The sequence below is a fragment of the Streptomyces sp. CWNU-52B genome (genome assembly GCF_047444975.1).
GTDB lineage: Bacteria > Actinomycetota > Actinomycetes > Streptomycetales > Streptomycetaceae > Streptomyces.
Genome location: NZ_JBLFJV010000056.1, coordinates 1 through 20,041 on the forward strand (window position 1 = coordinate 1; position 20,041 = coordinate 20,041).

Annotated in this window: 11 protein-coding genes and 1 pseudogene; 5 read left to right on the top strand and 7 right to left on the bottom strand. The window is 72.2% G+C overall.

The features are described 5' to 3' along the window. Positions 1 to 1,812 (bottom strand): alpha-1,4-glucan--maltose-1-phosphate maltosyltransferase (locus ACLVWQ_RS35830; RefSeq protein ID WP_414113683.1); only part of this gene is annotated, 1,812 nt, incomplete at its 3' end. 116 nt (positions 1,813 to 1,928) lie between these two features. Further along, positions 1,929 to 2,222, bottom strand: coding sequence for a DUF5133 domain-containing protein (locus ACLVWQ_RS35835; RefSeq protein ID WP_414113684.1), 294 nt, complete (start codon positions 2,220 to 2,222; stop codon positions 1,929 to 1,931). Positions 2,223 to 2,523: 301 nt separating this feature from the next. Between ACLVWQ_RS35835 and ACLVWQ_RS35840 the strand changes: the two are divergent. After that, positions 2,524 to 2,997, top strand: a pseudogene (locus ACLVWQ_RS35840) (pep a2); the annotation flags it as partial. A gap of 393 nt (positions 2,998 to 3,390) precedes the next feature. Here the strand turns inward: ACLVWQ_RS35840 and ACLVWQ_RS35845 are convergent. Together ACLVWQ_RS35845 and ACLVWQ_RS35850 are read right to left on the bottom strand one after the other, a co-directional pair. Further along, positions 3,391 to 6,408 (bottom strand): glycosyl hydrolase, encoded by a 3,018-nt coding sequence (locus tag ACLVWQ_RS35845; protein WP_414113445.1) that lies wholly within the window; start codon positions 6,406 to 6,408, stop codon positions 3,391 to 3,393. Between the two features lie 366 nt (positions 6,409 to 6,774). Then, entirely contained in the window at positions 6,775 to 8,676 is a 1,902-nt protein-coding gene (locus ACLVWQ_RS35850) for an AMP-dependent synthetase/ligase (RefSeq protein ID WP_414113446.1), read from the bottom strand. A gap of 406 nt (positions 8,677 to 9,082) precedes the next feature. Here ACLVWQ_RS35850 and ACLVWQ_RS35855 point away from each other — a divergent pair, with 406 nt between their 5' ends. After that, complete coding sequence (locus ACLVWQ_RS35855; RefSeq protein WP_414113447.1) at positions 9,083 to 10,066, top strand: alpha/beta fold hydrolase; 984 nt, start codon at positions 9,083 to 9,085, stop codon at positions 10,064 to 10,066. 173 nt (positions 10,067 to 10,239) lie between these two features. Here ACLVWQ_RS35855 and ACLVWQ_RS35860 read toward each other — a convergent pair whose 3' ends face one another. Next, positions 10,240 to 11,049 carry an NPP1 family protein gene (locus ACLVWQ_RS35860; RefSeq protein ID WP_414113448.1) on the bottom strand — a complete coding sequence of 270 codons (810 nt, stop codon included), beginning with the start codon at positions 11,047 to 11,049 and terminating at the stop codon, positions 10,240 to 10,242. A 171-nt stretch (positions 11,050 to 11,220) separates the two neighbouring features. On the opposite strand from ACLVWQ_RS35860, the gene ACLVWQ_RS35865 reads away from it, so the two are divergent. The 3 genes from ACLVWQ_RS35865 (at position 11,221) to ACLVWQ_RS35875 (ending at position 14,817) form a co-directional block, all read left to right on the top strand. Further along, entirely contained in the window at positions 11,221 to 12,990 is a 1,770-nt protein-coding gene (locus tag ACLVWQ_RS35865) for a glycosyltransferase family 39 protein (protein WP_414113449.1), read from the top strand. An 85-nt stretch (positions 12,991 to 13,075) separates the two neighbouring features. After that, the gene (locus tag ACLVWQ_RS35870) at positions 13,076 to 14,029 is read left to right on the top strand and encodes an endonuclease/exonuclease/phosphatase family protein (RefSeq protein ID WP_414113450.1); all 954 of its coding nucleotides are present in this window, start codon (positions 13,076 to 13,078) and stop codon (positions 14,027 to 14,029) included. Between the two features lie 143 nt (positions 14,030 to 14,172). After that, complete coding sequence (locus ACLVWQ_RS35875; RefSeq protein WP_414113685.1) at positions 14,173 to 14,817, top strand: DUF6629 family protein; 645 nt, start codon at positions 14,173 to 14,175, stop codon at positions 14,815 to 14,817. 229 nt (positions 14,818 to 15,046) lie between these two features. Here the strand turns inward: ACLVWQ_RS35875 and ACLVWQ_RS35880 are convergent, their stop codons facing one another. Both ACLVWQ_RS35880 and ACLVWQ_RS35885 read right to left on the bottom strand, forming a co-directional pair. Continuing rightward, the gene (locus tag ACLVWQ_RS35880; protein WP_414113451.1) at positions 15,047 to 16,051 is read right to left on the bottom strand and encodes a helix-turn-helix domain-containing protein; all 1,005 of its coding nucleotides are present in this window, start codon (positions 16,049 to 16,051) and stop codon (positions 15,047 to 15,049) included. Between the two features lie 132 nt (positions 16,052 to 16,183). Continuing rightward, positions 16,184 to 19,927 carry a S8 family serine peptidase gene (locus ACLVWQ_RS35885; protein ID WP_414113452.1) on the bottom strand — a complete coding sequence of 1,248 codons (3,744 nt, stop codon included), beginning with the start codon at positions 19,925 to 19,927 and terminating at the stop codon, positions 16,184 to 16,186. Positions 19,928 to 20,041 lie beyond the last annotated feature (114 nt).

A 20,041-nucleotide genomic window follows, 5' to 3' on the forward strand; every position in this document is an offset into this window, starting at 1 on the left:
GGCTTCCTGGGTGTGGTGGGGGTCGAGGTTCACGACCACCAGAACCGTGTCCGAGCCGTCGCGTTTGCTGTACGCGATCACGGCGTCGTTGTCGGCCTCGTGGAAGTGGATGTTCCTGAGCCGGCGCAGCGCGGTGTGCTCCCGCCGGATCCCGTTCAGTCGGGTGATGAGCGGTGCTATGGAGAGTCCCGCACGTTCGGCGGCTTCCCAGTCGCGTGGCCGGAGCTGGTATTTCTCCGAGTCGAGATAGTCCTCGGTACCCGCTCGGACCGCGGTGTTCTCGCACAGTTCGTATCCGGCGTACACCCCCCAGGCGGGCGAGAGCGTCGCCGCCAGAACGGCCCGGATCTCGAATGCGGGGCGGCCCCCGTGCTGGAGGAACTCGGGGAGGATGTCGGGCGTGTTGACGAAGAAGTTCGGCCGCATGTAGGCGGCGGAGTCGCCGGAGAGTTCGGTGAGGTATTCGGTCAGCTCCTGCTTGGTGTTGCGCCAGGTGAAATAGGTGTACGACTGCTGGAAACCGACACGGGCCAGAGCGTGCATGATCTCCGGGCGGGTGAACGCCTCGGCCAGGAAGATCACATCGGGGTCGGCGCGGTTGATGTCCGCGATGACCCGTTCCCAGAACACGACCGGCTTCGTATGGGGATTGTCGACGCGGAAGACCCGTACCCCGTGGCCCATCCAGAACCGCAGGACGCCGAGCGTCTCCTCGACCAGCCCGGCCATGTCCTCGTCGAAGGCGATCGGATAGATGTCCTGGTACTTCTTCGGCGGGTTCTCCGCGTACGCGATCGTGCCGTCCGCCCGGTGCCGGAACCACTCCGGGTGCTTCTCCACCCACGGGTGGTCGGGCGAGCACTGGAGGGCGAAGTCCAGGGCGACTTCGAGCCCCAGCCCGGTCGCCGTACGGACGAACGCGTCGAAGTCGTCGATCGTGCCGAGGTCCGGGTGGACCGCGTCGTGCCCGCCCTCGGGGGAACCGATCGCCCACGGCACCCCGACGTCGTCGCGACTGGCCGACAGACTGTTGTCGGGGCCCTTGCGGAAGGTCGTGCCGATGGGGTGGATCGGGGGCAGGTACACCACGTCGAAGCCCATCGCGGCGATCGCGGGCAGCCGCTTCGCCGCGGTCCTGAAGGTGCCGCTGACCGGCGCCTCGCCGGGCTCGACCACCGCGCCCTCCGAGCGCGGGAAGAACTCGTACCAGGACCCGAACAGCGCCCGCTCCCGCTCCACCAGCAGGGGGAGCGGGGCCGAACGGGAGACCCGTTCCCTCAAGGGATGCTCGGCGAGCGCGGTGTCCACGTCCGGAGCCAGGGCGGCGGCGAGCCGGGCCGACAGGGGCCGGACATCGTCACGCAGGGCGTCCGCGGCGGCCAGTACCGCCGCTCGCCCCGCCCCGCGTGGCACCGCGGAGGCGGCCCGTTCGTACAACTCGGCGCCCTCCTCCAGGACCAGGCCCACGTCGATGCCTGCGGGGATCTTGATACGGGCGGACCGGCGCCAGGTGGACACGGGGTCCGACCACGCCTCCACCCAGTAGGTCCACTCGCCCACCGCCGTGGGCGTGACATCGGCGCCCCAGCGGTCGGTGCCGGGGGCGATTTCGCGCAGCGGGGTCCAGGGGCCGGTGCGGCCCTCGGGGTCGCACAGCACGACGTTCGCGGCGACCGCGTCGTGGCCCTCGCCGAACAGGGTGGCGGTGACCTGGAAGGTCTCACCCACCACCGCCTTCGCCGGGCGGCTGCCGCGGTCGACGGCCGGCCGGACATCGACGACGGGGACTCGGCCGATCGGGACGACGGACATGCGGCCGGCAAGGGGCACGCAGCTGCGCGTGCTGATCGCCGCCGCCGTCGCCTTCGGGTTCTCGGTCATGCAATTCACCTCCGTCGTCGTTCCGGTGGCTGTCCTGACAGGCGCAGTCAGGTCGCGGGGCTCGCCGCGAGTCCGCCGTCGGGGCGCCCCGGAAGCGCGCCCACCGGGGAGCTGTGCCTGGCCCGTTCGCGGCGACGGGCCGAACCGGCCGACAGGTAGCGCTCGGCGGCGTGCACGGCTTCCCGCGCGCAGCGCTTGCCCATGAGGACACAGAGCGTGTAGCCCGTGTCCTCGAAATTGCCCCGCGCGGCACGGTCGGCGGGGGCCGCGAGCATCATGCGTTCCCAGGCCCGGTACAGCTTCAGATACCTCGCGACCTCGTCCTTGGCAGGCAGCAGCATCACACTGGTCACCTTCCACTCCCTCGGATGCGCACGGTTCGCCCGGATGTGCGTGATGGCCGTGCACGCAGAGGCATCGGCCGACTACGCGGCCGACACCTTCACTCATGGTGCACGCGGTGCCACTCGACGTCCTGTTGTCGCTTCAACGACATTTGGTCGTTTCTCGGGTTGCACGAATGGAGTACCGCTCCCACTCTGGGAATGACTCAGAAGCGATCACTGCTCACGCTCTGTATTCAGAGCTCGGCCCGCCGGGGCGAGGAGGAGCGAGAGCTTCGCCGGTGAGGAGCCAACGACGATGAAGACCGTAGTGCCCTGCTACTACCACCTCGACGTGGAAGTCAGCCCGGAGCGCGTCCATCAGGTCAGGCGCATTCTGGCCGCCCATCTGCGGTACTGGAACCTGGAGAACCTGGTCGAGCCCGTCTGCCGCTGCGCCGAGAAACTCCTGCGCACGATCGCGGAACACGCGACGGACAAGAACACCACGCTCGAAATGTGGTGGAACGGTCAGCACCTGATCACTGCGGTCGCGGACATCGACGGGGAGTCCCACCCCGAATCCGCCACGTGGGGCTGTCTGGCCCACATCGCCGCACTGAGCGACGGCTGGGGGTGCTGTGCCACGGGCAGCGGCGGAAGAATCGTCTGGTTCTCCCGCCGGGTCCGCGCCATGGAACGCGCCCCGCTCGTCCCGTCCGCCCCCGAGCCCAGCCTGCGGGAAGCCCGGCGGATGCCTCGTGCGTTGCCCGTACCGGCCCTGGCGGGTCCGGTGCGTGAGGATCCGCTCGTGGAGGCGACGCTCGGGACCCCCTCCGGCGAACCGCCGGAGGGCGAGGACCAGGACCGGGGCCAGGGCGAGGACGTGCTCAGGGCCCTGGTGCGCCGGCCGATCGACGTCATGGTCCGGTGAGTCCCGCGTACGACGGGAAGCCCTGTCCCCGCGACGGCACGTAGGACGGGATCCGCGCCCCACGGGATCCGGGGAGGACCGCACAGCCGGCCCGCGACCGCTTCGGCGGCCGCGGGCCGGCGGCGTCGCCCCGCCGGTACCGCACGGGCACCGCCGCCCGGTGAGGTGTCCGGGCGACGCGTGCCGCGAGGGCGGGGAGACGGGTGCTGTTCGGCCGATGCGTGACGTGCGGTTGGGCCGAACGGTGCCGGGTCAGCCGATCCGGGCCTCGCCGTAGGGAACCAGCCGGACCGGCCCCAGCAGTCCGTACGCCGCCCGGGTCAGGCCGCCGTACACGCCGGGGTCGCTGATCCGCAGCCGGTTGGCGAGCGGGGTGGCCACCTCGACCTCGATGACGTTGTCGCCGCGTTCGAGCAGACCGCCCAGGTCCACCACCGGACGGATCTGGTCGACCGGGTCGAGCCGGTGGCCGTTGACCGTGACCCGGCAGGTGTCCGTGACCGCGCCCAGCTCCAGACGTGCGCCGTGCCCGCCGGTCCAGCCGCGGCCGAGGGTGACCGTGGTGCGGTAGCGGCCGATGCCCGAGACGTCGGCGAGCTCGGGGATCTGCGACCAGGGGACCAGCGCGTCCAGCGTCAGATCGTGAGTGACGACCGTGGTCCTGGTGGCCGAGGCGCCGGGCCGCCAGTCCTGGACGCGCAGGCGCCACGAGGTCAGCTCCGTCGGCTCCGGGACGTCCTTGAGCGTGGCGCTGACGGCGCGGCCCTGGGAGAGCACGGTCCGGTACGTTCCCGCGGCCGTGGCCCGGAGGGTGAGGCCCGCCTCCGTGAAGCGCACCTCGGCTGCCTCGCTGTCGACGGCGTGCGGGCGGGCGCCGTTGCGGTCGCCGAAGAGGCCCGGCCTGCCGATCGCCACGATGAGGGTCTCAGCGGGTTCGAGGGCGACCCGCAGGGTGACCGAGTCGCCGTCCTCGGTGTAGCGGGCGAGCCGCTCGGCCTTCCCGGTCCAGGGGTCCAGCAGGTAGGGCACCCCCTTGGCCGTGGTGCGGCGCAGGGTGACCTCGTGGTCGACGGCGGCGACCGGCGGCTTCACCGTCTCGGCGTGCTTGCCGTTGCACAGGTAGTAGTAGTCGACGCCGTCGTCCACCCGGTGGGCGTTGAGGAGGGTCGAGGCGGTCGCGTACCCGACGTCGGGCCGCACCCCGAGCGCGGTGAGCGCGTCACCGACCGCGGTCTTGTCGGAGACCGTGCGGACCAATGGCTGTGCCAGCAACTCCTTGACGACGGACAGCAGTTCGGCGCTCTCCCCGGTGTCAGGGACGCCCGGCGGCACCACCGTGTCCCAGGCGCCCAGCAGGACGATCGGCAGTCCGGCACGGGTGAACCGCAGCAGGGCGCGCGCGTCCCGCAGGGCGAGGGTCACCGTGGAGCCGTAGAAGAAGTCGCCCTCGACGAACAGGGCCTTGTAGGCGGGCCCGTCGGGCGCGAGCCGGCCCCGGCGCACGGTGGCCGAGGGCAGGTCGAGCAGCGGGCCGCTGAGGAACTGATGGGTCCAGCCGAGCGTGATGCCCGTGGCGGTGAACCAGGAGGCGCCGATACCGGTGGCGGTGTAGCCGGTCTGCCGGAACACGGCCACGTCCGCCTTGGCCAGACCGCTCTGCAACACCTGGTGGACCCGGCCCAGGTAGCCGGAGACGTCCGGGACGTGCTTCCAGGTGGGATGCCGGGGACCCCAGGACTCGCCGTAGCCGGCCACGCCCTTGTACGGGGTGAAGGCCGCGTATCCCGGCCAGGCGACCCCGGGGAACTCGGCGTAGGAGAAGCCGTGGACGACGGTCTGGTTGACTCCGGCGGCGTAGGCGCCGCCCATGGTGCGCAGGAACTTCTGCCAGGTGGTGCTGTAGGCGCCGCCCGCGTACGCGCCTGCCTCGCAGGAGAGCACCGTGTGCCCGGCCATGTCACGGCCGCCCGCCAGGCAGCGGTAGTCGTCGAGGTTCTTGAAGCCCAGCGACTCGCCCTCGGGGATGTCGAGGATCGCGGCCGAGGCGATGGCGTCGGTCTGCGACCCGTAGGGCTGGGAGCGCAGTTGGAGACCGAGGGAATGGGCCCAGGTGCGCAGCGCCGTCACGTGGTGCCGGTTGAAGAGGGTGGAGACCGTCTCCCAGAAGTCGTGGCGGATCTGGCGGGTGACGGCCGCCTCGAAGGCGTACACCTGGTTGCTGTTGTCGAGGACCAGGGCGGGCAGCAGCGGCAGCAGGGAGCGGCCGGTGTGCTCGCGGAACGCGTCGGGCAGGCCGGGTGTCCACTGGAGTCCGTCGGTCTCCAGCTCGATGGAGTCCTCGAAGAGCGCCCCGCCGGAGACCTTCAGCAGCCGGCGGACGGCCGGTGTGAGGATGTGCGCCTCCCAGAAGTCCGTCACCGCGCGGGTCCCGGCCGCGCTGAAGTGGTCGACGACGTAGGCGGGCGGGTCGGTGTGCGGTCCGGCCTCCGGAGTCTGGCCGGAGCCGCGCACCCAGTGGGCGATCACGACCCAGGTGCCGTCGTCGGGCGCGGTCCAGTCCAGGGCGCCGTCGGTGACGTCGGAGGTGAGGTCGCGTACGGAGTCCAGGTCGAGGCCGGTCTCCTTGCGGGTGGAGTTCGCGGTGTTCACCCGGGCGGCCTGGACCAGGAGCAGCTGCCGCTCGGTCACGCCGGACGCCGGCTCGTGTACGGGCTCGGGGACGGGGCCCGTGTAGGCGGCGCCGGGGGCCACGGTGGCCGCTCCGTGGGCGAGTTCCTTGACGGCGGCGGTGCTGTCGGGGGTGATGCCCGGGACGGCGGCCGGCCAGCTGGGGCCGACGGTGAGGTCGACGGTGAGACCGCGTCGCGCGGCCTGGCTCAGTGCGGCCTCGACTCCCGCGACCCAGGCGGCGGTTCCCCAGCCGTGGCGGGCCGTGTCGAGGGCCGAGGTGTCGCTGACGCTGTGGTGGACGGCGGCTATCTCGGCGCCGCCGAACCCCGCGTCGGCGATCTGGTCGATCTCCCGTCTGATCTCGTCGGGCTGTACCAGCCCGTCGGGCCACCACCAGCGGAACTTCGGGCGCACCGCCCGGCCCGGCTCGGCGAAGGGCAGCGCGGCGCCGTGCGCACCCGCCGTGACACTCGTGGCGGTGGCCGAGGCGCGGCCGGGCGTCGCCCAGTCGACGGCGCCCGCGGCGGCCGTCACGGCCGCCGCGGCGAGGAGGGTTCGGCGCGGGACACCCGTCCGGTGAACTGCGGTGAGGTCGTTCATGGTTCCTGTCCACTTTCGGAGCGCAGCACAAAGAGGACCCTTGCGGGGTCCGGGGGATTGAATCGTTTTAATCGCTGCGAAAGTAAGTCGCTCGATCAAGAGGCGTCAAGGAGCGCGCACGACAGAAATTTCTGAGGGTCCGGCAGATACCTGGGGCGCGTGGCCGGCCGGGACGCCCGAGAGATCCCGGAATCGGACCCGGAAGTGGGACCGGAGGCGGGACCGGAATCGGACTCGCAAGCGGGACCGGACCCGGGACGGTGGTCGGGTCCGGGGTCGCGTTCGTGGCCGAATCCGAACCGGCCTCGCGGCGGGACCCGGCGGCTGGAACCCCGCCGAAAGCCCGCCCGGTGGAGGGCGGACCCCTCACCCGAAGACGTTGTCCGTCTCGTCCCAGTTGTAGGGATCGGCGGGTGCCAGGCTCCGGGGGGCGCGCGAGGACTGGTACATCGCGTCGATCTCGGCGGCGTACCGCTGCCCGATGGCGTCCCTGCGCAGCTTCATCGACGGGGTGAGCAGCCCGTTGGCCACGTCGAACGGCTCGGGCAGTACCCGGTAGACGCGGATGGACTCCAGGTGCGACACGGTGGAGTTGGCCGCGCCCACCACGCGGTTGATCTCTTCCCGCAGGGCGTTCTCCTCGCGCAGTTCGCGGTCGTGCGTCTCGCCCGACAGGGTGTGGACCGAGCGCCAGTGCGCGAGGTACTCGGGGTCGAGGGTGATCAGGGCCCCCACACAGGGCCGGTCGTCACCCACGATCACCGCCTGGTGGATCAGCGGATGGACCCGCAGGCGCTCTTCGAGGGCGGCGGGGGCGACACTCCTGCCGCCGTTCGTGACGACGATGTCCTTCTTGCGCCCGGTGATGCTCAGATAGCCCTCGGTGTCGAGCCGGCCGAGGTCGCCGGTGGCCAGCCAGCCGTTGCGGAACGCGGCCTGGTTGCCCTCCTCGTCGTTGACGTACCCCTGGAAGACCGAGGGGCCCCGGACGAGGATCTCCCCGTCGTCGGCCAGCTGGATCTCCGTGTCGGGCAGCGCCTGTCCGACGGTGCCCAGCTTCTCCCGGCCGACCGGCTGGGCCGTGATGCCGCCGCTCGTCTCCGTGAGCCCGTATCCGTCGTGGACGGGGATGCCGATCCCCGCGTAGAAGAGGGCCAGTTCACGGTTGAGGGGCGAGCCTCCCGACACGGCGCCGCGCACGCGTCCGCCCAGTGCCGCGCGCAGTTTGCGGTACACCGTCTTGTCGTAGAGGGCGTGCTGCAGCCGCAGATCGAGGCCGGGGCCCTGGCCGGCTCCGAGCCGGTGCCGTTCGGTGGCCGCGGCGAAGTCCTGCGCGGTGCGCACGGCACGCTCGAACAGGGCGCCGCGGCCCGTCTGTTCGGCGTTGCGGAGGAAATTCTTGTAGAGCTTCTCGAACACGGACGGGACGGCGTGGAGAAAGGTGGGCCGGAACGACGACAGGGCGTCGGTGAGTGTCTCCGCGCGCAGGTCGGGTTCGTGGCCCATGAGCATGCCGCCGCGCATGCACAGCCCCTGGATCATGAGGCCGTAGACGTGGGAGAAGGGCAGGACGGCCAGCACGGCCGGCTGCTGTCCGGGAGGCGCCGCGGTGTGTCCCCATCCGGCCAGCAGGGTGTCGCAGGGGCTTCCCAGGCTGCTGTGGCTCAGCGCGCAGCCCCTGGGGCGTCCCGTGGTGCCGGAGGTGTAGGCGATCACCGCGGTCGAGTCGGGCAGCACGATCCGGCGCATGGACTCGACGGTGGTGACCGGGACGTCCCGGCCCGACTCGGTCAGGTCCGTCAGGGCCCCGGCGTCGAGCTGCCAGACGTGCCGCAGGGCGGGCAGCGCGGCGCACACCGAGCCGACCGTCATGATGCCCTGCTCGTCCTCCACCACCACGGCGACGCAGCTCGCGTCCTGGAGGATCCACGCGACCTGTTCGTGCGAGGAGGTCGGGTGGATCGGGACGATCTCGGCGCCCACCGTCCACAGCGCGTAGCTGAGCACGGTCCACTCGTAGCGGGTGCGTGACATGACGGCCACGCGGTGGCCCGGGAAGATCCCGGCCGCGATGAAGCCCCGTGCGACGTCGACCACCTCGTCCCGCAGCTCGATCGCGGTCACCGGCGACCAGGTGGTGGGAGAGGTGTCGGAGCGGCGTGCCAGCTGCTGGAGGAGGGGGTCGCGTTCCGCCGTCTCGAAGAGGCTGTCGGCGAGCCCTCCCTGCATCAGGGGCGGGGCCTGTCTGGATATTTCAAGGGGGTGCATGTGCCGCTCCAGAATCTCCTCAGAGCGCCCCTCCGATGGAGTCCGGAATCGAGGGCGTTCGAAATCTAGCCCACCGAGGCGTGTGTTGTGTCACGAACGGACGATCGTCCTGACCTGAATGTCTTTCAGAGCGTCACCGAGCCACTTCGGCCCGTCGCGCTGCAAGCGGTTTCTCCTGTGACGGGTGGGGGAGGGGACGGGGTACGGGTGCGTGCGGGTGTGGACGGGCGGTCCGCCGTGCCCCTCATTACGATGAAGGAGATCGTCGCGCCGCCCACTGGTTCGCGCCGTCCGGAGGCCCTTGCCGTCGCCGGAGGCCCGTGCCGCCACGGGGCGGTGTCGCTGTCGCTGTCGCCCGGCGGTTCCGCGTGCGAGGGGCCGGCCGGCCGAGGTCAGGAGGGCCGCCGTGAGCACGATCGCGGTGAAGGCCGCCCAGCTGAGGAGCGGGCTCGTCCTCCCGTACGCGGAGGCGGGCCGCGCGGAGGGCGTTCCCGTCGTCTTCGTGCACGGGCTCGCGGACTCCTGGTGGATGTTCGAGTCACTGCTCAGGCAGCTCCCCGCCGCGCTGCACGGGTACGCCCCCACCCAGCGGGGCCACGGCGACGCCGGGCGGCCCCCGGACGGCTATGAGCCGCAGGACTTCGCCGACGACCTGGTGGAGTTCCTCGACGCCGTGGGCATCCGCCGGGCGGTGCTGGTCGGTGCGTCGAGCGGTGGTGTGGCCGCGCGGCTGGTCGCGGGCAGTCACCCGGACCGGGTGGCGGGCCTCGTCCTGGCGGGGGTCCCGGCCACGCTCGCCGACAAGCCCGGCGCGAAGGCCCTGGCGGAGCAGGTCCGCAAGCTCGGCGATCCGGTGCCGCGCGACTTCGTCCTGGAACTGCTCGGCGCCGTCACGGCACGGCCGCTGGGGCGCGGCCTCCTCGCCACGCTCGCGACGGAGAACCTGAAGGTGCCCGCACGGGTGTGGCGGGAGACCCTGCGGGGCCTGCTGGAGACGGACCTCGCGGCCACGCTGAGGGGGATCGTCGTTCCCACGCTCGTGCTCTGGGGCGACGCCGACAGCATCCTGCCGCGCGCCGATCAGGAGCGGATCGTCGACACGGTCCTCGACGCGCGGCTCGTCGTGTACGAGGGTGCCGGGCACGCCCTGTGCTGGGAGGAGCCCGAACGGCTCGTCCATGACGTGGCGGCGTTCACCGCGGAGGTCGTGAGGGGGCGGTCGGCCGGCGCGGCCCTGCGGAATCGTTCCGCCGCGGGGGTCCTGCCGGACCGGCCGGCGGACGGGGTGCCGCCGGACGGCCCCGGGCGCCCCGACGGCGGCGTTCCCGACGGCGGCGCTCTCGGCGAGGCCGGGGCGCCGCCGTCGGAAGGGCCGTCGGGATCTTCCTAGGGGGTGTCTCCGGGGGCTGTCCGGGGCCGTCTTTGCGGACGGCCCCGGACAGCCCCGGACGGTCGGGCGGGAACCCGCGGCCGCGGAGGCGGCCAGGTCCATGCCTGGCCGAGGAGCGGGCCGGTGAACAGGCCGAAGGGGACGGCCCGAGCCGTGGGTTCGGCGCGGTGGGATCAGGCGTTGGGGTCGAACGCGATCCCCGACGGCTTCGCCGAGGACAGGTGCGAGTTGAACGTGCTGTCCTTGATGCCGAGCGTTGCGCTGCCGAAGTTGTACGAGGTCAGAGTGTCACGTATCCCGGCGGGGTAGCCGTTCCAGCCGACCAGCGGCGGGTACTGCCAGGTCCCCTTGTGGTTCTCCGGCGGCTCGTCCCCGGCGGTCGCCGCGCGGAAGCAGTGCGTGCTGATCCCGTCCTTGTGGTAGACGACCTTCGCGTGCGTGCCGTCCCAGCGGATCGCCGAACGGTTGTGGACCGTGAACGAGCCGTGGTTGGACGTCGAGACGTACTGGGCCTCGTTGTTCTGCACCCAGACCACGACGTGCTCCCAGTCGTGCCGGTGCCCGCCCAGGCCGCTGCCGGCCACGGCCTGGTCCTTCTCGAAGTAGGACCCGTAGACGATCGCGCACCAGCCGTTGTTGCACTTGGAGCGCGAGTAGGTGTTGACGCTGTCCAGGTCGGACGCGTCACGGCACTGGCCGTTCAGGGCGCCGCTCGGGTTGAGCCCGCCGTTGACCGTCCCGTCGGGGCCGATGGCCGACGTGGCGTAGCAGCCGTCCGTGTCGTAGTCGTAGGCGGGCTGGAACGTCGCGTCCAGCGCCTCGGCGTTGGCGGGCAGCGCGCTGGGCGGCGCCGCCAGGGCGGTGGCCGGGAAGACGAGGACCAGCGCGGCGGCGCCCGCGAGGACTCCGAGCGATTTCCGTCCCAGCCGTCGTGATCCGAAGCGCTTCGATGCCGGTCTGGCGTTCACAAGTGTCCTCCTCATCGGCCCGAGCGGGCCAACGCCCTGTATGACATGTGCAGTTCAGAGTCGCCGGTTTTCCCCCGCGTGCCAAGAGGCCACAGGCGTCACAACGGTTACGGATCACCCAACAGTTGGAGATCATCCGGCCCAAGAACGTCACAGATGCGGAGAGTTGATGAAAGGCTGTGGCGCATGAGCGCGCCGCGGATCACCCGGCCCGAGGGTGACCGGCACACGGCCCCCTGTCCGCCCGAACCGAAGGACACGGCCGAACGGCCGGGCCGATCCGGCGGGTTCAGGCGCTTCGTCCCGCACGCGCGGCACCGTCGCGGGCTGTACGTACTGGCCGTCGTCGCTCTCCTCGCGGAGATGGCGTTCGCGATGGTCACCACCGCCGTAGAGCAGACCCCCACCATCGACGAACCGGTGTACGTGGCCACGGCCGAGGTGTACCTCAAGGAACACAGCTTCCGTTACAACCCCGAACACCCGCCCCTGGGCAAGCTGATCATCGCCTCCGGCCTGGTGTTCACCGACGCGCGCCTCGACTCCGGCTTCGTCGGGAGCCAGACGGCGCTGGGCCGCCACGTGCTGTACGAGTCGGGCAACGACCCCGGACGCCTCATGCTGTACGCCCGTCTCCCGGTGATCGTCCTGACCCTGCTGTTCGGGCTGGTGGTCCTCGCCTTCGCCCGCGACCTCACCGGCCCGGCGGGCGGGCTCGTGGCACTCGCCCTGTACGCGTTCTCCCCGGACCTCGTCGCGAACGGCTCCCTGGCCACACTCGACGTGCCCGCGGCCGGATTCCTGCTCACCTCCGTATGGCTGTTGTGGCGGGCCAGAGAACGGCCCCGCCGCTGCCTCCCGCTCGCCGGCGTGGCCCTGGGCGCCGCGACGGCCACCAAGATGAGCGTGCTGCCGGCCGTCCCGTTGCTGATGCTGCTGGGCGTCCTGTCGTTCTGGCACGCCCGCCGGCCCCCGGCGTCCGACGACGCCCCGGCCCCCGGCGTCCGCGCCACGCTGCGTCTCCTCGCCCGCGGGGTCGCCGCCGCCGTCGGCATGGCGCTGATCGCGGTCGCCGTCGTGTGGGCCACCTACCTCGTCGTCGACCCCCGGCTGCACTGGACGGCGCCCGAGAACGTGCCCGACATCCGCGGGGCGCGCGGCCGGATCGCGGCCTGGCTGCCGTTCCCCGAGGCCTACCGGGACGGCATGCGCATCCAGTTCGGCTTCGAGTACGACATCTGGGAAGGCTTCCTCTTCGGGCGGCTGTACGAGGGGTCGCTCTGGTACTACCTGCCGGCCGCGCTCCTGGTGAAGACACCGCTCGGCATGCTCGCGCTGTGGCTCGCCGGCGCCGTCGCGCTCCTGGCCGTCCGCAGGCTGCACCCGGCCGTTCCGTACGTACTCGTCCCCGCGGCCCTGCTACTGGCCGTCGCGATGAACGGAGCCCGGGACCTCGGTGTGCGGTACGCCGTGTTCATGCCGATGTTCCTGGCGGTCGCCGCCTCCGCGGTGACACTCGCGCGCGGCCGCCGGGTCCACCGGGCCCGCTGGGTGACGGCGGCGCTGATCTGCTTCGTGGCCGTCAGCTCGCTGCGGACCTACCCGTACTACCTGCCGTACTCCAACGAGGCGTTCGGCGGTCCCGCCAAGACCCATCTGCGGCTGCACGACTCGAACGTCGACTGGGGCCAGGATCTGGGCCGCCTGGCGGACCACCTCCGCCGGCACCGTCCCGGCGAGCGGGTCTGGCTCGTCCACAAGGGCGCGGGCGTGCCCTCGTACTACGGCATCGACGCGTCCGACCCGCTCAAGGCCCCCCTCGGCGAGGTGCACGGACTGCTCGTGGTGTCCGACTCGGCGGCGGCGAAGGCCGACGGGCGGCTGGCCGCCCTGCTCGACACCAGCACACCGATCGACGAGGTCGGCCACTCGATCACGCTCTACCGGCGCCGCTGACGCGCCCCACAGTGGCGGAACGGCTCCGTCACATCCGGCACTTCGGCCCGTCCTGTTCGGCGTCCTCGCCGGTATCGTCGAATCCATGACAACGCGCCGGGCGGGTCTGACGACGCGGCGCGGCGCGGCCAGGGCGATCGTGACGGTGCTCCTGTGCGCCCTGCTGGCACTCCCCGCGAGGAGCGGCGCCGCGCCCGAGGCGTCCGCCGCACCGGCCGCCGTGCCGAACACCGCACCGCACGCCGCCGGGAGCCACTACGTCGGCACGTTCAACATCTACGGGAACATCGGCCACCGGGGCGACGCCGGAGACTGGATCAGGGACGAGGCCGACGCCGTCAGGGACCTCACCCGCGGTGACGTCGACCGATGGCTGTTCATCGGCCTCCAGGAGGTCTGCAGGTCCCAGGGGGAGCGGTTCGCGCGGGAGTTGGGCCTGCGCAGCGCCTTCGTCGACACCGGCACGGACTGCGCCGACGGCCAGCCGTACGGGAACACCCTCCTGTTCCACTCGGCACTGAGGATCCTGCCGCCGGCTCTGCTGCCCGACCCGGACCACCGGGGCGGGGAGCGGGGCATCATCTGTGCCGTCCTGCCTGTTCCGGGAGCTCGGGGAGACCAGGGAGAGTCGGCCGGGCCGGCCCCGCCCGTCACCGCGTGCAGCACGCATCTGAGCGTCGGCGGCACGAGGGACGGGGAACGCGCGGCGCAGACCGCGTTCATCCGTGACGACTGGAAACCCGACGGCACGCACACCCTCGGCGCCGAAGGACCGGTCGTCCTCGCGGGCGACCTGAACGCGCCGCCCGACGCGCGCGAACTGGACGTGCTGTACGGCGGCGACGCCGACGAGGCGAGCGGCCCCCGGGAGAGCGGACCGCCGTACACCCGGCCGACCTACGACGACGGCCGCAAGATCGACTACCTGTTCGGCTGGGGTGGGCGGGACTCCGGACGCTGGCACTGCACAGGCACCCGCCGGACCGTCAACTCGGACCACAGCTTCTACTACAGCCAGCTGTCCACGGGAACCGGATGAGCCGGGACCGCATGACCGAGGACCGGACGAGCGAGGAAACGCCGAGGCCCGAACGGTCGTATCCGTTGCGCCGTCCGGGGGGCCGGGCCGTAGCGTGACCACGGCAAGGCCCGGAAACCGTGACACGAACCCCTGGTGGCGCGATGTGCTGGAACGCGACGGCCGACCTGGTGGCGGGCTGCGGTATCGCGGCCGTGGGAGTGGCCTGCGTGGCGCGGACCCGCAGGGCGGCCGATCTGCCGATGGCCGCTCTGCCCCTGCTCCTGGGCGGCCATCAGCTCGTCGAGTCCCTGGTCTGGAGGGCCGGTGGCGGCACCGGCCCCGCCACCGTGGCCTGGGCGGCGATCGCCCTGCCGCTGCTCGCGGTGTGGGTGCCGGTGAGCGTGCTGTGCGTGGCGCCGCCGAGCGCCCTGCGGCGGCTGCTGGTCCCGCTCGTCGCGGGTGTCGCCACGGCGGCCGTGCTCTCCTACCGCCTCGCCACGCAAGGGGTGACGGCCGAGATCCGCTGTCACACCGTCGGCTATGTCGTCTCGCTGCCCGATCCGGAGGTGCTCGTGGCGGGCTATCTGCTGGCCACGATCGGCTCGCTGCTGCTCTCCGGCGACAGGATCCTGCGGGTCCTGTGCGTCCTGGTGACCGTGGGCGCGCTGACCTGCTGGGTGCTGTGGCGGGCGGAGTTCGTCTCGACGTGGTGCGCGTTCGCGGCGGTGTCCTCGCTGGTGGTGTACGGGTGGGTGCGCGAGCGGTCCGGTGCGCCGCGCGGTCCCCGCGTGTCCGCGGGACCGTGACGGCGGCCGAAGAGGCGTCGTCACGCCCGGTCGGCTGCCGGGCGCGGCGGTGACTGTGCTCCGGCGGCTCAGAGGGTGAGGCACCAGCCGTGGAGGCAGCCCGGTGCGACGGTTCGCGGACCGTACCTCGGATGCCGGGCGTGTCGTCTCGCCCGGCAGCAGCGAACGGACCGTGGCGTACGGGAGTCTGCCGCCGGCTCGGCCGTACCGGTCGTGCGGACGATGTCCGTCACAGCCATCCCCGGCGGGCCGCCTGCCAGGCCAGCTGCATCCGGGTCGCCGCGCCGGCGAGTTCCATCATGCGCTGGATGTGACGCTGCACCGTGCGGCGGCTCAGGCCCAGTTGCGTGGCCACCGCCTTGTCGGTGACCCCTGCCACCAGGAGCGCCAGCAGCCGCCGGTCGACCGCGGACAGCGGGTCGAGCCCGCCGACCCCGTCCGTCCCGGCGACCGCGCCCGAGTCGTCGACGTCGAGGGGGACCGCGTCCTCCCAGTAGCGCTCGAACAGGGCGATCAGGGCGGCGAGCAGATTGCTGTCCCGTACGAGCGCGGCGGTGGGTTCGTCCGGGCTGCCCTGGGGGCCGCCCGGCACCAGCGGGCAGACCGCGATGGCGCGGTCCGCGACCGCGAGACGCAGCGGCAGATGCGGAACCGCACGGGCGACCTCCCCGGCGCGCACCCCCGAAACAACGTTGTCAACGGCTCCCTCGTCGTCGAAGAAGGCCTTCTCGTACAGCACCCGGTAGCGCACACCGCGGCCCAGCGCCTCGAACTCCGAGCTGTTGCTGCCCGACGGCATCGCCACGTACTGGGCCTTGCAGAACCAGAGCATCTCGTCCTGGGCGCTCGCCTGGATCTGGCGCAGATGCTGACGCAGCGCCTCGGCGCCCGTGATGACTTCGATCAGCTCGCTGGCGTCCCGGCGGCGCATCGTGTCGCGGTACACCTGCAGCAGGCTGGTGGCCTCGGCCCTGGCCAGGTCGAGCGCGTCGGCGTTGCGCTTCAGCCGGGGCATCAGGGCCACGTCCGGGGGAGTGGCCCGGAAGTGCCGGGGCAGCACGTCGGTGTGGCTCGCCATGCCCTTGACGGCCAGCGCGTCGAGTACCCGCTCGGCCTCCACCGGGCTCAGCCCGGTCCGTTCGGCGACGTCACGGGCCGAGGCCCGGCCCGCAGTCACCAGGTGCCGGTAGACGGACTCCTCGGCCTCCGACACCCCTGCCGCCTCCAGCGCCAAAGCGCCCCTCCCCGAGACCGACCGGCTGCACTGATCGAACACGGTACTGCACGGGTGTTACGGGCGATTACCGGCCATGAGGGTGAGCGGGCGCTCCTCGCACCCGCTCACCCCCGGCCCTGCGGGCAGCGGCTATCCGTGGTGCAGATAGGCCCGCTGCACGGTCTGCCGCACGGAGTCGCCCGCGGCGTCGCGTGCCGTGACCCTCAGCGTCACGTACGCGTCGCCGCGTATCCGCGACGGTTTTTTCACGGCGGCCTCGAACACGTTGTGCCCGCGGTCCTTCACACTCGCCCGGCTCCAACTCCCGCCGTCGTCGTACGAGGCCTCGACCTGGACGCTCACCCCGCGCGGCGCGGACAGCGCGTCCTGGGCGCGGACCGACAGCCCGACGGTGTGCGTGCGCCCGGAGCCGACGGCGTTGTACGCGTCGACCGGTACGTCGTAGTCGAGCTGGAGCAGCGGCAGGGCCGTCGCCGTGCCGGTGCTGCCCGAGCGGAACGACCAGGACGTCTCGGTGCCGGTCCCGTACGCCCACTCGTCCGACACGCGTGAGGTCGTGAGGTCCAGGCGGTAGTCGGCCGCCGCGGACGGGACTTCGAGATCCGCCCACCCGCTCTTGGCCTCCGCCACCTCGGCGCCGTCGCGGTACAGCACGGCGGTGGCCGAACCGCCGGAGTTCAGCCGCGACTGGTGACCTGCCTGCGAGTCGGTGAACTCCGGGATCCGCAGGTTCAGCACATCACCGTCGCGCACGGTCGGCGTGGTCGTGCCGCGCGGGATCGACGGGCGGACGACGGCCCCCTGCCAGGTGTCGCTCGTCCGCTCGCCCGCCCGGTAGGTGCGCGGCGCGTCCGTCATGCCGAAGGCCAGCGGTGTGTCCGCGTCGAAGGTGGTCTCGTGGTGCACCCGGTGCTGCCAGGCGGTGTCACCGGAACTCACGTACTCGGTCCGGTCGAAGCCGGTCGGCGCGAAGCGGGTGTACTGCAGCCAGGCGGTGTCCTGGTAGGGCCGCCGGGCGAAGCGCTGCTCACCGGCCCACGGGGAGCCGCCGTTGTCCGCGTACCTGGTCCGTACGACCGCGCTGTTGCGCTCGGACACCGTGTGCACGACATGGTCCGGGACGCGCTGCGACGACACCTGCATGATGTCGTACAGATACGGGCTGCGCGCGGTGCCGGTGAACTTCACCGTGGTCCTCGCTCTGCCGATCCGCTGGAGCAGAGCGGCTCCCGCGCTCGCGCCGACCCGGACGGTCGGCACGGCCCAGCGGTCGCCGTCCGGACGCCAGCGGGTCCACGCGATGTCCCTGAAGAAGACGACCACGATGCCGCGTACCCCGGCGGCCGCCGCCTGCTCGGCCAGCTCCCGCTCGTTGGCGCCCTGGTCGTTGGTGAGGACCGCGAGCTTTCCGCGGGCCCGGCTGAAGTCGGGCGCCGTGGCGTCCCCCGCGTCGACCGCGGTCAGCCGCGCTCCCCGCTCGTCGAAGAGCGGCGAGGCCGGCATGTAGTAGGGGTCGAACGTGTCCTTGCCGCCCGGCACCGTCATGTCGAGCATCGGCGCCACGTACTGCCAGCGCGAGGCGAACTCGAACGTGCCGTCGGTGACGGCGGCGGTGGGGCTCACGTACAGCCGCTTGCCGACGTCGAAGTACATCGTCCCCTGGGTCAGGCTGTGCCCGTCGATCTTCCGGTACGTCTGGTAGCTGAGGATGCCGCGCTGCTCGGCGGGCCGGGGCGTACGGATGTCGACCAGGGTGGTCCTGCGCGCGTCGAGCGTGACGGACATGTCCTTGGTGACCTTCACCTCCGGCAGGACCACATGCCGCAGTTCCTGTCCGTCGGTGGCCGAGTCCAGGAACGACTCGTTCACCTGGTAGGTGCCCTCCTCGACCTCCGCGACGGCCGGGTCGGAACCGGTGTAGCCCACGAAGCCGTCGGCTCCCCAGATGATCGGCAGCGTGTCGACCTGCCGGCCCGTGAGGTCGACGGTCTTGACGGTGAGCCGGTGTACGGGCCCCTGCACGGCCAGGCTCACCGTGGTGTGCACGGTGGCCTTCCCGTCCGCGGAGGCCGCGGTGACGTATCCGTAGTAGTCGCCCTGCTGGGCGAGGGCCGGATCGACCGTCAGCGGCACCTCGGCGTCGGCGCCGGCGGGCACCCGCACCGAGCCGGAGCCGAGCCGTACCGCGCCGTCCGCCGGCGTACGGCCTCCCGTGGTGGCCAGGTGGGCGGAGAGCGCCAGCGTGACCTCGGCGTCCGAGGTGTTCGTGTACCGCAGCCGCGTCGTACGGGGGTCGCCGCCGCCGGTCTCGAACGGGCCCAGCGCGACGGTGCCCGTGGCGGTGACCGGTCCCAGCGCGGCCGCGGCCACGTCGACGAGTCCGCCGCCCTGCTCGGTGACCTCCTGTCCGTCGGCCGTACGGGCCGTGCTGACGAGTGCGTCCTTCAGCCGGTCCGCGCTCCAGTCGGGATGCCGCTGGGCGAGCAGCGCCGCGGCGCCCGCCACGTGCGGGGTCGCCATCGACGTACCGGAGGCCGCCACATGGAGCGCGTCGACGGGGTCGCCCATCGTCGTCCCGGCCGCGCGGGCCGCGACGATACCGACGCCCGGGGCCGTCAGATCCGGCTTGACCGCGTCGTCACCGGAGCGTGGGCCGCGGCTGGAGAACGGGGCGAGGGTGCCGTCCCGGTCGACCGCGCCGACGGTGAGGGCGGCGTCCGCGGCACCGGGGGAGCCGATGGTGCTCGTGCCCTGCTCACCGCTGTTGCCCGCCGCGACGACGAACAACGTGCCCGTGCGCTCGGTGAGTTCGTTCAGCGCGAGACTCATCGGGTCCGTGCCGTCGCTCGGACTGTCCGAGCCCAGGCTCATGTTGACGACCTTCGCGCCCGAGTCCGCCGCCCACTCCATGCCGGCGATCACCTGGGACTCGCTGCCGAAGCCGTCGTCCCCGAGGACCTTGCCGACGATCAGGTCCGCGGCCGGCGCCACGCCCTTGCCTCCCTTGCCGCCGGCGGACGCGGCCCCGCTGCCGCCGACGACGGACGCGACATGCGTGCCGTGTCCGAAGGCGTCCCCGGTCCCCGAACTGCCGGAGAAGTCCTTCGCCTCGGAGATCCGCCCGGCCAGATCCGGATGGGACGGGTCCACGCCGGTGTCCAGGACGGCGACCTTCACGGACTCGCCCCGCTGGCCGGCCTTCCACACCTCGGGTGCGCCGATCTGCGGAACGCTGCGGTCGAGGGAGGCGCCCACCCGGCCGTCGAGCCACACCCGGGGAGTGCCGGCGGCCCGTGCGGTGCTCACCCGGCCGTCGTCCGGCGCCAGTTCCTTCCAGAACCGGCCGAGGTCGTCCTCGGCGACCCGCACCGACCGCGCGCCGATGCTGTCGAGGCGGCGGACCGCGGAGCCGTCCTCGGCGAGGCCGGTCAGCCGCCGTACGGCGGACTTCGCCGCGCTGTTGGCCCCGGCCACGATCAGCGGGAGCGCGTCACTGTGCGCCTCGTCGTAGCGCTGGGCCAGGAGGGCGCTCACGTCGAACAGGTTCCGGTCCAGCCGGCCCAGCGAGACGAGGTCACCGGCGTCGGACGGCAGGACCGTCAGGCGGCCGTCCTGCTCGAAGGTGTTGAAGACGACCTGTCGGCGCCCGGGTCCCGGCGTCACCGAGGCGGTCTGCCGTCCCTCGGCGTCGGCGGCCACCGTCACCCGGTCACCCGTGATCAGGCGGACGGTGCCGAGGCTCTTCGGCGCGGGGGCGTCAGCCGCCGCGGTCGCCGTGGCCCCGGTACCCGTGCGCGCCGCCACCGGCGTCACTGCACCGGCGGCCAGGGCGAGTCCTGTCGATATCGCCGCCACCAAGCGGATCCGTCTCATCAGTGCCGTGCCTTCCGTCGTACGCACAGAGAAGTCCCTGCGGAGGAAGCCCCTGCGGAGAAAGTTCTTGCGGAGAAGTTCATACGGTGGCCAGAATCCGGTGGCCTGCGATGC

Excerpts from the sequence above, each read along its gene's own strand:
- ACLVWQ_RS35835 (WP_414113684.1), bottom strand. The coding sequence starts at position 2,222 with ATGCTGCTGCCTGCCAAGGACGAGGTCGCGAGGTATCTGAAGCTGTAC.
- ACLVWQ_RS35845 (WP_414113445.1), bottom strand. The coding sequence starts at position 6,408 with ATGAACGACCTCACCGCAGTTCACCGGACGGGTGTCCCGCGCCGAACC.
- ACLVWQ_RS35850 (WP_414113446.1), bottom strand. The coding sequence starts at position 8,676 with ATGCACCCCCTTGAAATATCCAGACAGGCCCCGCCCCTGATGCAGGGA.
- ACLVWQ_RS35860 (WP_414113448.1), bottom strand. The coding sequence starts at position 11,049 with ATGAGGAGGACACTTGTGAACGCCAGACCGGCATCGAAGCGCTTCGGA.
- ACLVWQ_RS35865 (WP_414113449.1), top strand. The coding sequence starts at position 11,221 with ATGAGCGCGCCGCGGATCACCCGGCCCGAGGGTGACCGGCACACGGCC.
- ACLVWQ_RS35870 (WP_414113450.1), top strand. The coding sequence starts at position 13,076 with ATGACAACGCGCCGGGCGGGTCTGACGACGCGGCGCGGCGCGGCCAGG.
- ACLVWQ_RS35875 (WP_414113685.1), top strand. The coding sequence starts at position 14,173 with ATGTGCTGGAACGCGACGGCCGACCTGGTGGCGGGCTGCGGTATCGCG.
- ACLVWQ_RS35885 (WP_414113452.1), bottom strand. The coding sequence starts at position 19,927 with ATGAGACGGATCCGCTTGGTGGCGGCGATATCGACAGGACTCGCCCTG.